We start from the raw sequence: 14,073 nt of genomic DNA, 5'->3' as shown, positions 1-14,073 counted from the left end.
TCGCTGATCAGTGGTTGGCGGCGTAGTCCTTGGCCAGCTCCTCGGCAATTCTGTCGCCACCCCGGCTGCGCCACTTCTTCACCGCCGCGTCCCACTCGGACAACGGGGTCCGGCCCGCGATGATGCCGGTGACCGTGTCGTCGAGCATGGCCTTGAGGGTGGTCCCCTGCGCGGTCTGCGTCTCGGACTGCAGCCCGTACGACGCGTTACGGATGGCGACGGGCACCACCTTCTGCTGCCACGCATGCAGGGCGCGTACGGCATCGGGCATGTTCGGCACGAACAGCACCTGTGGTCCTTCGGCGAGGTACTTCAACGGCAGGTTGGTGTTGTTCTCGACCTTGCCGAGGTCGTTGGGTACGGGTGAGCCGTCCTTGCCGCGGGTGAAGTGGGTGCCTTCGACGCCGTAGTGGACGAGCTCCCACTCCTCGGTGCCGAACGGCGCGGCCAGGTAGTCGAGCACGCGCAGCAGCAGCTGGATGCGCTCCTTCTTGGCCTTCTTCAGCACGGTGTAGCCGAAGGACCGGCGGGCCGCGACGATCCCGCCCGGTGTCCCGCCGACGCTGTACGGGAGGGCCGCGGCGGGCGTGAACTTGCCTTCCGAGTCGAGGTACTTGGGCAGGTAGGCGCCGAAGCCGTCCTGCATGGAGCCGACGGTTCCGCCGAGGTAGAGGCCGTAGAGGTCGGGCTGCGAGATCGAGGTGGCGTCGGGGTGGTAGGAGCCCGCCTTGCGCAGCTGGAGCTGGTAGGCGATGGCCGCCTTGTAGCGCTCGTCGGCTGCGCCCGGCAGGAAGGTGCCGTCCTTGTCGACGGCCCAGCCCTGCGGGGCACCGTGGGCCGCGGAGTGCACGGCGTTGCCGAAGAGCGACCCGACGGCAGCCCCGAGCGCGTACTTCTTGCCGCTGGTTCCCTTCTTCGCGACCGCGGCGAACTCCTCCGACGTCCAGGCATCGCCCACCGTCATCCCGGCGGCCTCGAAGTAGTCCTGGTTGAGCCAGAGCGTGGAACCGGGCAGCGGCCGCTCCAGGGGGATGCCGTAGATACGGCCGCCGATCCGGCCCATGTCACGCCAGGCGTGAGTGGGGATGTTCGCGAGGTTCGGGTATTCCTTGACCGCGTCGCCGGAGAGATACGGGGTGAGGTCCTCGGCACGGCGCTGCACGAACTGGGCTTCGCGGGGCAGCGTGAACCCGGAGAAGATGTTGATGATGTCGGGCAGTTCACCCGCCTCGCCGGTCATCACGGTGGCCATCTTCTTCTGGTAGTCGGTCTGCGAGATGACCGTGTAGTCGATCTTCACGCCGAGCGCCTTCTCCACGGCCTGCCAGAACTTGTTCGAAGAGGCGGCCTTGGGCGGCGTGCCGAAGGACACCGACATCACCTGGATGGTGGAGCCGTCACCTGGGGTGTCGGCGACCGACTTCACCAGGTCGGACGGGTAGGCGGTGTAACCGGCCTGCACGCCCTGCTCGGTGGGCGCGAGGTCGGGCTTCGGCCCGGAGAAGGGCACGTACGAGGGCCAGGGCGCCAGCTTCTTGCCGGCGTTGGAGACCCCGCCGCCGCCGGAGTCGGAGGAGGAGCAGGCCGTCAGGACGGAGGGGGCGGCGAGGGCGGCGCCGCCGACGGCGATGGACCGCAGGAGGGTGCGCCTCGACATTGAGGAACCGGACATGCGGGGACTCCCAGGTGTTTGGGGACTGGTCTTGGTTGACGGGCGTGCTGACTGACTGCGCTGAGCTGTGTTGTGCTGACTAGCTCTTGATGGCGGCTGACTAGCTCTTGATGGCGCCGGTGAGGACGCCCTTGGTGAAGTACTTCTGGAGGAAGGGGTAGACGAGCAGGATCGGCACGGTGGCGATCACCAGGACCGCCATCTGCACGGTCTGCGGCGCGGTGACCGTGCCCTCGCCGGTGGTGATGTCGGTGAGCCCCGACCCGGCCACGACATAGGTGCGGAGCACCTGCTGGAGCGGCCAGTGGTCGCTCTCCAGGTAGAGAGAGGCGTAGAACCAGGAGTTCCAGTACGCCACCGCGTAGAACAGCCCGACGACGGCGAGCGCCGCCTTGGACAGCGGCAGCACGACCGACACGAGCACCCGCCACTCACCGGCCCCGTCCAGCCGCGCCGCCTCGTACAACTCCTCGGGTACCGACTGGAAGAAGCCGCGCAGGACCACCAGATTGAAGACGTTGATCAGTACGGGGAGGATCAGCGAGGCGTAGGTGTCCAGCAGGCCCAGCCCCTTGACCAGCAGAAAGCTGGGGATCATGCCGGGCGGGAAGAGGAACGTGAAGAGGACGAGCAGCAGGACGGGCTTGCGGCCGAAGGTCCTGGGGCGCGAAAGGGCGTAGGCGAGTCCGATGGTGCAGGCGAGGCTGAGCAGCGTGCCGATGACGGTCACGCCCGCGCTGACGCCGAGGGCGTGGGGGACGATGCCGCCGTCGAGGATGTCCCGGTACGCCTTGAGGGTGGGCTCCTCGGGCCACAGCACCCAGCCGCCGTTGGCGACGACCTCGTCGGTCGAGGCGAGGGACGTCGAGAGGATGACGAGGAACGGCACGCAGACGAGAAGGACGACGGTGACGAGGGCCAGGGCTTTGGCGGCCTGGGTGAGGGGTCGGGGCTTCTCCATCCAGGCGGGGCGTGGCGCACGCGTCGCTCGTGCTGCCAGTGCCGCTCGTGTCGCCGTCACTTGTAGACCCCCTGTTCACCGAGGCGGTGGGCGACCTTGTTAGCCGCGTAGACGAGGAGCGCCCCGATGACGCCCTTGAACAGGCCCGCGGCCGCGGCGAATCCGTAGTCGCCGCCGACGATGCCCTGGTAGTACACGAAGGTGTCGATGATCTCCGCGGCCTCGGGGCCGACGGCGTCGCGCTGCAGCAGCATCTGCTCGAACCCGACGGAGAGGATGTCGCCGAGCCGCATGATCAGCAGAAGGATGACGACGGGCCGGATGGCCGGCAACGTGACGTGCCAGAAGCGCCGCCAGGGCCCCGCGCCATCGATGGCGGCGGCCTCGTACTGCTGCTCGTCCACCTGGGAGAGCGCGGCGAGGAAGATGATCGTGCCCCAGCCGGCGTCCTTCCAGATCACCTGGGCGACGACGAGCGGCTTGAACGCGTCGGGGTTGCCGATGATGTCGACGCTGTGCAGGCCGGCGTCGCCGAGATAGCCGTTGACCAGGCCGGTGTCGCCGAGAACCTGCTGGAAGAGGGCGACGACGATCACCCAAGAGATGAAGTGCGGCAGATACGCGACCGACTGCACGAACCGCCGGACGGTGCTCCAGGTCAGGGTGTGCAGCAGCACGGCAAGGGCGAGCGGCACGGGGAAGTAGAAGACGAGCTGGAGGACCGAGATCCAGAGCGTGTTGAGGACGGCCGCCCAGAAGTCACTGTCGCCGAACATCCGTTGGAAGTTCGCGAGGCCGGTCCACTGACTGCCCCACATGCCGTCGAAGGGCACGTAGTCCTTGAAGGCGATGACGTTGCCGACGAGGGCGCCGTAGTGAAAGAGCAGGAAGTAGGCGAGGCCGGGCAGCATGAGCAGGGCCAACGCCCAGCCGTTAAAACGTTTTCGTGCCGGTCGAGCAGGCTTCTCAGGATCCTTCGCAGGCTGCTCTGCTCGCTGATCTCTGCGTTCGTGCAACGCGACGTCCACCGGTCCCCCTATTCGCGTGACTCGGAGCGAGAGGAAATTAAAACGTTTCCAATGCCGAGTCAATGTCCCTGACACGAATCCGTGTTGGGGCATCCGAGCGGGAGGGGGGTGACAGGGCCCGGCATCGATGATCGGGGGCGTGCGTCCCCAGTGCCCAGCGAATGTGGCCGATCACTGACGACCGGTGCTCGGCCGGGGAAGGCCAGGCCCCAGGATGTGATCGTCACGTTGGGCGGTATCGGCCGAAGAAATGTCGAGGAGGGCTGTCGAATCCGGGCCGACCGTTCGACGTAGGGGTGTAAGGCAACAACAACCGCCTGGAAGGACAGCCACCATGGCTCAGTACGCCATCCTCATCTACGCCAAGGCTCACGTCGACGAGGCCGAGGTGATTCCCGGGGCACGGGAGGCCCATGACCGCCACTTCGAGGACATGGTGGAGTCCGGTGCCCTGGTCGCGGCGTTCGCGCTGCAGCCCGCCGCCGACACGGCGACCTCGATCCGCGGCGACGTGGTGACGGACGGACCGTTCGTCGATGCCAAGGAGGTCATCGCCGGGTTCGCCATCATCGAGGCGCCCGACCTGGACGCCGCTTTGAAGATCGCTCGGGCCAATCCCGCCACCCAGCAGGGCGGCGGTGTCGAGGTGCGGCCCGTCGAAGGCGGCTTCATCGCGGATCGGCCCGCCGCGGCATGACGCCCCCGGCAGACGTCGAGACGGCGGTCGCTGACGCGCACCGTCGCGGGTGGGCCCTGGTGCTCGCCGCGACGGCGCGCGTCGCGCGCGACCTGGACCTGGCCGAGGAGTGCGTGCAGGAGGCGTATGCCGCGGCCCTGACGAGCTGGGCCCGCGACGGCATCCCGGACAACCCGGACGCCTGGCTCACCACCGCGGCCAAGCGCCGCGCGATGGACGCGCTTCGGCGCGAGCAGACGTTCCGCTCGAAACTCCCGTTGCTGGTGGAGCCCGAGGAGACGGAGGACGAGGTGGCCATCGACGAACCGGTCGAACCGGCCTCCGTCGAGCCGGAGGACGTGGTACCGGACGAGCGGTTGCGACTGATCTTCATGTGCTGCCATCCGGCACTGGCGCAGGAGGCGCAGCTGGCACTCACGCTGCGGCTGGTGTGCGGGGTGGCAACCGCCGATATCGCCCGGGCGCTGCTGGTGTCGGAGCCGACGATGGCCGCCCGGATGACCCGGGCGAAGAAGAAGATCTCCGCTGCGCGGATCCCCTTCCGGCTGCCGGGAGCGGCTGAGCTGCCGGATCGACTGCGTGCGGTGCTCGGCGTGATCCACCTGCTGTTCACCGCCGGGCACACCGCGCCGTCCGGCGCATCGCTGGTGCGTACGGACCTGGTGGACCAGTCGCTGAGGCTGGCCCGAATGCTGCGGGAGCTGATGCCCGACGAGCGGGAGGTGCGGGGACTGCTCGCCCTGCTGCTGGTCACCGACGCCCGGCGCGCCACCCGGGTCGACGCCGACGGTCGCCTGCTGCGACTGGAGGACCAGGACCGGTCGCTCTGGGACCGTTCGGCGATGGCCGAGGCGCACGACCTGATCGTGGACGGGCTGCGCGGCGGGCGCCCGGGGCGCTATGTCCTGCAGGCAGCGATCGCCTCGCTCTACGCCGAGGCGCCGTCCTACGACCAGACGGATTGGCCACAGATCGTGACCCTGTACGACGAGCTGCTGTCGGTGTGGCCGTCACCGGTGGTGGCGTTGAACCGCACGGTGGCGGTGTCGATGGTCTCCGGTCCGGCGCAGGCACTGGCAGAGGTCGCGGAGTTGGAGAAGGACGGCCGGCTCGCGAGATACCAGTACCTACCGGCGGTCAAGGCCGACCTCCTGCACCGGCTCGGCCGCTCGGAGGAGGCCTCGATCGCCTACCGCCAGGCGCTGGAGTTGACCGGGAACGACGCTGAGCGCGAGTTCCTGGCCGAACGCCTTGCCGGTCTGCATCGGGCATAGGTGCGGGGCTCTCGGCTGGCGGTCCGCATCGGGCATGGGTACCGGGCTCTCGGCCGCCGGTCCGCGTCCGAGGCTACTCGGGGTCCGGCTTCGGCGGGTCGGCATGTCGGCTGCCGTTGGGGTGCCCGGCGGATGGCCTTGAACGTGGTCTGGGAACGGGGCGGCTTGTTCCCATGCCCGGGTACGCGGGTGCACCGCGGTGAGGGAGTGGGGCTCGCAGACGCGATGAACGTGGCGCTGGCGGCAAGCGCCGCTGACCTCGGAGGGAGCCGTTCCGGGACGCCGTTCCGGAACAAGGTCTGCCGCCCCGGCAGCCGCCGTAAAAGAGGGCGCGCCCCGGCAGCATCCTGCCAACGGTCCCGCAGCAAGCTGCCGGACGCCGCGGCACGCCAGTCGCAACCGATCACTCAGGTACAGACCTTGACAGCTGATCAGCTCACGTCCATAGGATTCGCACTCAGCAGCCACAGGCCTCCCGCTCATCCGCCTCGCGGAGTCAGGCCCCGGCATTCCTAAGGGAGAACGGTGTCTACGCTCAAGCACGCCCTCCGCAGGTCCCTCACGGCAGCCGCCCTCGCCGTCGTCACCGCCGCCACCTGCACCACCCCCGCCTCCGCCACCCCGTCCCAGGGCTACATCAGCGGCTCCGGCACGGTGACCGACGACTGGTACAACGAGGGCACACTGTCCATGTACAACTACCGGACCACCTACGCCGTCGGGCTGTGGCAGCGCATCCTGTACGCGGAGGGCGCCTACTACCCTGTCGGCGGCGCCGGCTCGATCGTCACGCCGTTCCAGAAGCAGTGGATCGACTGCGACTTCGGCTCCGGCACGCGGATCGCCACCCAGGACCTGCAGAACCGCTGGGGCCTGGAGGCCGACGGCTACGTCGGCCCCCTCACGCTCGGCCGCGCCGACAACAACCTCGTCCTTATCGGCGACTACAACACCGCCACCCAGCTCGTCGAGTACCGGGGCCGGGCCCACACCGTGCAGTTCCTGCGGGTGAAGTCCAACGGCGCCTACCAGTTCCGCCGCGTCGCGAGCGACGGCGTCACCGACGGCGGCTGGAACACGGCCTCGTACAGCACCCCGGGCCCCTGTTGACGCACCGGCCTCCCGGGCGACGGCAAGCCCGGCCGCGTGGGCGATGCGGTGCAGGGAGTGGACCTGCAGCCGATGCCGCTCGCCCTTCTGATGCACCATCGGCACCAGCGTCGCGTACTTCTTGGCCTGCTTCGGCTTGCCGGCTAACAGGTCCGCCGACTCGCACCCTGCGGCTTCGGCAGCGGCCTCGATCGCCTCGGCCAACCGGGCGCCGGTCAGGTAGCACCGACAGGTGAGGCAAAGGGCGCCCGGGATTCAGGTCGCATGGGCGGAGTGTGCTGACGCCTGCCGGAAATTCGTCGGCTCCCGCCCCTCCCAGCAACCAACGGTGGCCCACTCGGCCGGTCAACGGCGCCTCCTGCCCCCTTTTCGTGCCCCCCGGCCCCTGCCGTGCGGCCCCTGCTGGACCATGCGGCCGATGTGTGCACTCGGCTTGCGCAGCGCGCGGCCGGCGACGGCCCTGAGTTCCGCTATGCCCACCCCGTCCGGATGGCCGGCGGCCAGGGCTGCCTCGAGAGTGTCCCGGGCCTGTGGGCCCTGGCTGCGCAGCATCTCGGTCACCCCGTCGGGACCGGCCGCTTCAAGGAGCTGGAGCAGGCTCTCGGCGACCATGAGCCGCGCCTCCGGCTCGGTCAGGTCCTCTGCGTCGAGGATGTCCCGGCGTACCAGGACGCTCAGTGCGGTGGGGGCCAGCGACGGATCCGTACGCAGGCTTCGCAGCAGGGTCTCGCCGTCGTCGAGCGCCTCGACGAGGGCGTCCAGCATGGCTTCGGCGCGGGTGCGGAACGGCATGGCCCGTACCGCATCGGTGAGCTGCTCCACCGCTGTTGCACGTGGATCGCCCGCTGCGCGTGGACCCCCCGCTGCCTGTGGACCCCCCGCTGCACGCGGATCTCCCGCTGCCTGCGAGTCGCCCGCTGCCTGAGAGTCGCAGTGGGCCGCGATCCACGCGGCTAGCTCCGCGCGGGCCGATTCAGGGTCGTAGTGGTCGACGAGGACGCCCAGCAGACCCGCCGCGGGCGCCTGAGTGAGTTCTCCGACCAGCGGGGCGTCCCGCCCTTCCGCCAGCAGCCGCCGGCGTACGGATTCCGTTCCGAGCTCGGTGAGCTGAATCAACTCGACCGGCCCCGCGGTCAGTTCGGCTTTCAACTCCTCGGCCTGCTCGGCAGCGGCACCCTCGTCCGGGGCGGCGGCGCCGAGTAGCTGCGCGAGCTCCAGCGGCATCCCGGCGGGCGGCAGCTCGGGGATCTCCTCGTCCAGAGGCACGTCCAGCGACACGTCCAGGAACACCGGGTCGGCCATGTCCCGGTGGCGTGCGACGGCTCCCAGGTCCTCCAGTGCTGCCAGCACCGTCCGCAGATCGCGGTCGGCGTGTTCGGACCATATCGAGTGCCCGCCGAAGCCGCCCAGCTGGAAGCCCGTCCGGTAGGCGAGGTGCACGGAGTCCCGCAGCCGGGGCCACGGCATGGGGTGCGGCAGGCTGTAGAGGGTGGCCAGGACATCGGGCAGGACGTCGTCGTAGGCGTCGAAGAGCATGGATTCCACATGCCAACCGCTGCGCGGGCCGATCAGTGGCCTGCGCAGTTCCAAGAGCGCTTCGAAAGCACGCCGCCACAGTGCGAGGGGGTCCCTCAGCAGCGGCTCGGCCTTGGCCACCGCATACAGCCGTCCCTTGGCGACCCGTACCAGCCTGGCCGTCTTCGCCCACTCCAGTACGAGGCCGAGGCGCGGCAGGTCCGCGGACGAGCGAACCGAGTCGGTGCCGTCTCCGGTGTTCAGCCGCTCTACGAGTTCCCGGGCGTCGGACAGGCGCAGCCTCCCTGAACCGGTGAGCGTCCGGCCGTCGCGCCCCGCCCACTCGGCCAGGTCTCGCAGCTGCCGCAGGAGCGGTGAGCGGTCGGCCTGCTCCCGCAGGACGTCGTCGCCCGGGAGCGCGACCGGGAGCTGCGGCTCGGACCGTACAGGCCCGGAACTCCGCATCTGCCGCTCCACGATGGCCTGAAGCACCTCGGAGTCGAAGGGCACCTCTTCGCGCTGTGCCCGCCCCACGAAGTCCTGCAACGCCTGCTCGTCGTGGACGTCGACGCCCTGCTCCGCTGCGGTGGTGATCCAGAACTTCGCCAGGCCCCAGCGGCTGCGGTCGGCCATCGCCTGCTCATAGCGGGGCGCCGTCGCGTCGACGGTCTCCAGCCCCTCGGCCAGGGACGCCCCTCGAGGATCCGCGAGGTGGACGGCGTCCAGATACCGCAGCAGGGCCCGCAGAGTTCCCGGCGCGTCGACGGGCTCCTCGTCGGGAAGTACGGTCACCGTCCGCGGGACCCAGTCGAGCAGGAACTCCTCGATGTGCCGCTGGTCCCACAGTCCCAGCCTGCCGTCCGGCGTGCCGAGATGGCGGTATTCCAGCGCGGCTTCGGCGGCGAACGGATCGGCGTCGATGCCGTTCTCCCTGGCCCATCGGTCGAACCGATGGACAAGGAGACCACAGGCCGCCTCGTACTCGTTCTCCTCCGCGGGATTGAAGATCATCCGCATGGTTTCCCGCTCTGGCCTTTCGCAGGGCTCCGTCTCCGCTGCCCACGTTACCGGCCAAGGCAGGCATGCCGGGCCCGGAACGACAGGGCGCCGAGATGGGGAAGACAGCCGAGTACGGACGGCGGGTACGGCAACCTTCGGGGCCGCGCGGGCACCGGCGGAGCGTGAGCCGGGCGGCGACGGCACCGGGGAGACGGTGGGGACGGCACTCTGGAGGAAAAGAAGGTGTGTGGGCGGGAGAGGAGGCGTGATGCGGACCAGCGACGAGATCTATCACCGGGTCCGCTGGGACCCGCGGTTCGACCCGGCCCGGTTCGTGCTGGGAATCAGCCAGCGCGGGGACGCCCCCAAGCGCATCGCGCTGACCTCCTTCGTACCCGGGGGCGACATCCCATGGCACCGAGTGATGTTCATCGAGGCGGACGGCGAGGTGGTCTGGGACCGGGCCACGGGTGTGGACCGCATCGACACGTCGAACGCCGGCCGGGTGCGGGGCCCGCGCCGCCTGCAGGCCCCGGAGGGCTGGTACCCATCGGATCATTGCAGTGTGGAAGCCGACCTGAGCTGCGAACCGAGCTTCGGGCGGAGCGAGCCCACCGCCGTCCTCGAGGTGCCCCCGACGGCCCGCACGGCGGTGGCCTGGATCCCGCCTGCTGAGCTGTGGCCGCCGATCCAGGACATCCGCCGGGATTACGATCCGCAGATCCACCGTTGGCCGCCGCACGTCAATGTGCTCTTCGGTTTCGTGCCGGAGTCCGACTTCGAGCGGACGGCCCCGCTGCTCGCCGCGGCGGCGGCCGAGACGCCGGTCTTCACCGCGCGGCTGGACGGGGTGCGCACGTTCCGGCACCGGCCGTACTCCACCGTGTGGCTCGACCCTGCGGCGGCCGGGGACGCGCCGTGGGCAAACCTGTACCACTCGCTGCAGCAGCGGTTTCCGCGCTGTCGCGGGCCCGCGAAGGGCTTCACCCCGCACCTGTCCCTGGGCCGTACCCGGGATCCGCGGCAAGTCACCGCCGACTGTGCTGCCCGGCTCGACGCCATGACGGCGACGGTCTGGGAGCTCGTCCTGCTGTCGCGCAGGGGCGACGGGCCGATGCGGCCGCGGGCCACGGTCGCCCTGCGCACGGGCGACGTGCGTCGGCTCCCCGAGACCAGCCCTGACGAGCCGGGCCCGGACGACGAGGCTTGGCTCTCCAGGATCACCGACAGGTGAGGCAGACGATCGCTTGCGACCTGAAGGGCCCGGCTCAGCCGGGTCCGGGCGAAGAAGGTATGCCAGGCAGGCTCCCGGATCCGCCACTCCGCCACCAGGTCGGCGCCCTCAGAGTCGCCGTCGCGTACGACGTACGGCACGTCCGGCCCGTTGAACCCGAGCAGCGGAACCTGAGCAGCGCCGCCCGGACTTCCTCGACGGAACGCGGTACGACACCTTCGCCGGGGCGCTCGGTGCCGGTGAGTTTGACGGCCGACCACCAGGACGCATCCCGTGAAGAGATCCTGGAGCACTGAACTGCTGAACGGATCAAGCAGGCGAAGCCGGCGGAGATGCCGGTGCAGCCCGTGGAGTGCACCGGATGGGGCCAGCTGATCCGACCGCACTGCTGGTGAAACGAACCGGGGTGTGCCCCGGCTGCTGCGGCGATCAGCGGCAGCAGCCGGGGCACTCTCATTGTCAGGCGCTGTCGTTGCAGGCGATCGCTGGACGTTACGAACCTGCGAGGAGCTCAGGCAGGACGGCATGGGCGCCGTGTGGCGCGGCTGTGACGCCGTCCTCGACGGGCCCGCCGCCGGGAAGCTGATCCGGGCCCGGCGTGGGGTGGTCAGAGCTCGTCGTCGATGAGGCTGTCAACATCTTCGTCGTCGCCGGGGGCGGTGACGGCGTCATCGGTGTAGTCGCCTTCGGTGTATTCGTCGTCGCCGGGGCCGAAGGGGTCGGCGCCGCCGTCAGTAACGGCGTCATCGGTGTAGTCGCCTTCGTTGTATTCGTCGTCGTCGGTGACGACAGTCGGCGCGGCCGCCGTGGGGTGGTTCGGGGCCGAGGTCGCGGCGGATGCCGGAAGGATGACGCCCCCGGAGATCAGCGCGGCCGAGGCGACGACCATCGCGATGCGGGTGACCTGCCGCTTGGGCTGGCCTGCGGTGCGGGTGTGGACATCGTGGATCATGGGTCTTTTCCTTTTGATTCGATACCGAGGGGGTTTTCTGCCCGGCCTCGGGAGTGCGGGGTGGGGGCGGTGGATCGGTTACGACCGGTACCACCGTGCCGGGATGGCCGGCGGATTGGTGAGAGAGAATCCTCGCTGCGGATTTCCGCTTCGCCGTGCGGCCTCGTGTCCTTATCCGGTGAGGCCCGCACGTCCAGTAGGTCTGATGGGCACAGCAGTGTCACGCGCCGAGAACTCGGGACTTGACGGTGCCGGGGGCGTCGGATAAGAGGCCGCGAAGGTGCCGCCGGGGGACCGGAGTGTTCGGGAGCCCGGCAGCCACCGCCGGTCCCCCTCCCCCCGCCCGTGACGCCGGACGCGTGATCACGACACCGCCTCCGGCGTGCTCATGCTGGCTAAACTTGAGGGTTCGGTTAGTCCTGCGATGGTGATCGCGCTCTTCATGGCTCCGAGCCTTCGACGTTTGGTTCGACATGAACCTGAACTTGCCCGGGAGGGAGGCCGTCGTGGCAGGGCCGGATGATGCCAGTGGGCGTGTTGTCGCCGGCCGCTACCGGTTGGTGCGCAGTCTCGGGTCCGGTGGTATGGGCCGCGTCTGGCTCGCCCATGACGAGGTGCTGGAATGCCCCGTCGCGCTCAAGGAGCTCGCCATGCCGGCACACCTTTCGGAGCGTCAACGGAACCGACGCATTGCCAGAGCCCGCAGGGAGGCACGGCATACCGCCCGGTTGCGCAGCCACCCACACGTGATGACGGTCTACGACCTGGTCGTCGACGAGGGTCTTCCGTGGATCGTCATGGAATACGTTCCCGGAGCGCGGAACCTGGAGGAAGTCGTACGCGAAGGAGGAACCCTGTCCCCGGCCGCAACGGCAAAGATCGGGGTCGCTCTCCTCGACGCGCTCACCGCCGGCCACCAACTGGGGATTCTGCACCGGGACGTCAAACCCTCCAACGTCCTCCTGGCGAGCCCCGAGGCCCGGGATTCCCAACATCCGGGCACCGAACGAGTGCTGCTCACCGATTACGGCATCTCGATCCAACAAGACGCCGATGAGCCACGGCTCACCACACAGTCCGGACTCCTCGGCACTCCGGGTTACCTGGCCCCCGAACGGGCACGTGACCAGAGTCCCACGGAAGCGTCAGACCTCTTCTCGCTGGGCGCCACTCTCTATTACGCGGTCGAAGGACACGGCCCCTTCGATCGTCCCTCTGATCAATCCGTTTTCACCGCGCTACTCACCGAAGATCCCACACCACCCCGGCGAGCACGTGATCTCACACCGATTCTGTGGAGACTGCTGGACAAGGATCCGGCATACAGAATCAGCGCCGAAGCGGCTAAGCAAATACTCATCCCGCTCGCACGAGAAGCCCGTCCTCGGTCGCGGCAGACGACTCTCACGGATATGCAGCGGCCGCCCGTCAAGCAGCCGCCCGTTGCAGAATCTCCTCCCCCTCCTCGAACTCAGAAGCCCCATCGGCGACAGCCCCAACCGCCACGGACCCGCAAGGCCACAGCCCCCAAGCTCCCCAGCGCAATCACAGGGCTTTCTGGAACAACGACTCACAAACTCCCTCGACCTCATCTGTCCAAGCAGCGCATCGCTTTGACCGTGGCCGCAGCAGTGCTGGCCGGCATCGGCGCGTGGGCCGCAGTGACCGGTCTCGTCGGCCCAGAAATGCCCCCCACCGAACCCTCCCTCAAGCCCACCCCGCACACGACGGCAACTCGCCAAGTGATGCCCTACGGAGGCGCTGTTGGCCTCACCGAGGAACTTCGGCCCGGCGATTGCGTAGCGGCTTCCTGGAGCGGAGAGAAGTTCGAGAACACGCCACACCTGCAAACCGTCGGCTGCTCGCCGAACCCTGACGGTCAGGTCATCAGATCCGAGGCAGCAACCTCCCCGGGGGACGCCCGGATCAACGGCGAAGATCGCTGCGCATCCGCGTCGACAGACACGGTGGACGCAATGGCGGATGCCCGCTCGTACGCGCTGCCACCCACCCAGCAAGGTTGGGAAAAGGGCGTTTACGACATTGCATGCTTGCTTTTCAACGAGTCGACATCGCTTTCAGGGCCTGTTGCGGAGTTTCGTAAGACCGGCGATCGAGTCAGCCCGATGAATTCATCAATCGGGGACTGCTACAACACGAAGGAGACGGAAAAGAAGATCGTTTCATATCTTGCGGATTGTGACGCTCCACATGATTCTCAGAACGTCGGATTCGTCAAACTTCCACCTGAAATGAGCCATGAAACCGCGCTGAACCCAAAGGAGGATTTTTGCGCGCCAAGATTTCCCGATTACAGCACCACAACCGTCAACATGCTGAGTGTGGCTCCACCGAAGGGAACATGGAACAGCGGATTCCACTACATTGAGTGCGACGCGCATCGAGTTGACCGCAAGAAACTCGAGACAAGCATCGTCGACGAACCCTGAGCCCCTGCTGCTGGCACAGATGAACAGTGGACGAACACTCAGACCGGCCGACCACCCGACCGCCCAACAACCGCCCGTAACCCGCCGGGCCGCCACGTCACTCGGCAAGCGCCCCGCTGCCCGGCCGGATGAGGACCCTGCCAGCCCGCCACACCGACCGTAGTCTCCGTCATGATGACCT

10 protein-coding genes are annotated in these 14,073 nt (G+C 68.5%); 5 read left to right on the top strand and 5 right to left on the bottom strand.

What is annotated here, in order from left to right:
• Positions 1–7: 7 nt before the first annotated feature.
• The 3 genes from ACSMXV_RS34890 to ACSMXV_RS34880 form a co-directional block, all read right to left on the bottom strand.
• Complete coding sequence (locus ACSMXV_RS34890; RefSeq protein ID WP_473175102.1) at positions 8–1,672, bottom strand: type 2 periplasmic-binding domain-containing protein; 1,665 nt, start codon at positions 1,670–1,672, stop codon at positions 8–10.
• 100 nt (positions 1,673–1,772) lie between these two features.
• Positions 1,773–2,633: a carbohydrate ABC transporter permease gene (locus tag ACSMXV_RS34885; protein WP_473175101.1), complete on the bottom strand. Its 861-nt coding sequence runs from the start codon at positions 2,631–2,633 to the stop codon at positions 1,773–1,775.
• A gap of 56 nt (positions 2,634–2,689) precedes the next feature.
• Positions 2,690–3,544, bottom strand: coding sequence for an ABC transporter permease (locus ACSMXV_RS34880; RefSeq protein WP_473179161.1), 855 nt, complete (start codon positions 3,542–3,544; stop codon positions 2,690–2,692).
• Between the two features lie 451 nt (positions 3,545–3,995).
• Here ACSMXV_RS34880 and ACSMXV_RS34875 point away from each other — a divergent pair, with 451 nt between their 5' ends.
• The 3 genes from ACSMXV_RS34875 to ACSMXV_RS34865 all read left to right on the top strand — a co-directional run bounded on the left by ACSMXV_RS34875 (position 3,996) and on the right by ACSMXV_RS34865 (position 6,742).
• Complete coding sequence (locus ACSMXV_RS34875) at positions 3,996–4,358, top strand: YciI family protein (RefSeq protein WP_473175100.1); 363 nt, start codon at positions 3,996–3,998, stop codon at positions 4,356–4,358.
• Positions 4,355–5,632: an RNA polymerase sigma factor gene (locus ACSMXV_RS34870; RefSeq protein WP_473175099.1), complete on the top strand. Its 1,278-nt coding sequence runs from the start codon at positions 4,355–4,357 to the stop codon at positions 5,630–5,632. Before ACSMXV_RS34875 ends, ACSMXV_RS34870 begins: the two co-directional genes overlap by 4 nt.
• A gap of 525 nt (positions 5,633–6,157) precedes the next feature.
• Positions 6,158–6,742 (top strand): peptidoglycan-binding domain-containing protein, encoded by a 585-nt coding sequence (locus tag ACSMXV_RS34865; protein ID WP_473175098.1) that lies wholly within the window; start codon positions 6,158–6,160, stop codon positions 6,740–6,742.
• A 345-nt stretch (positions 6,743–7,087) separates the two neighbouring features.
• Here ACSMXV_RS34865 and ACSMXV_RS34860 read toward each other — a convergent pair whose 3' ends face one another.
• On the bottom strand, positions 7,088–9,268 hold the full coding sequence (locus ACSMXV_RS34860; protein ID WP_473175097.1) for a hypothetical protein: 2,181 nt from the start codon (positions 9,266–9,268) through the stop codon (positions 7,088–7,090).
• 256 nt (positions 9,269–9,524) lie between these two features.
• On the opposite strand from ACSMXV_RS34860, the gene ACSMXV_RS34855 reads away from it, so the two are divergent.
• A complete protein-coding gene (locus tag ACSMXV_RS34855) occupies positions 9,525–10,490 on the top strand; it encodes an RNA repair domain-containing protein (RefSeq protein ID WP_473175096.1) in 966 nt (321 codons plus the stop codon).
• Positions 10,491–11,097: 607 nt separating this feature from the next.
• Here ACSMXV_RS34855 and ACSMXV_RS34850 read toward each other — a convergent pair.
• On the bottom strand, positions 11,098–11,442 hold the full coding sequence (locus ACSMXV_RS34850) for a hypothetical protein (RefSeq protein WP_473175095.1): 345 nt from the start codon (positions 11,440–11,442) through the stop codon (positions 11,098–11,100).
• Between the two features lie 506 nt (positions 11,443–11,948).
• Here ACSMXV_RS34850 and ACSMXV_RS34845 point away from each other — a divergent pair.
• Positions 11,949–13,892 (top strand): serine/threonine-protein kinase, encoded by a 1,944-nt coding sequence (locus ACSMXV_RS34845; protein WP_473175094.1) that lies wholly within the window; start codon positions 11,949–11,951, stop codon positions 13,890–13,892.
• The last annotated feature ends 181 nt before the right edge of the window (positions 13,893–14,073 follow it).

It is taken from the genome of Streptomyces sp. DSM 42067 (genome assembly GCF_055792885.1).
This window is presented reverse-complemented; position numbering and strand designations above follow the sequence as displayed.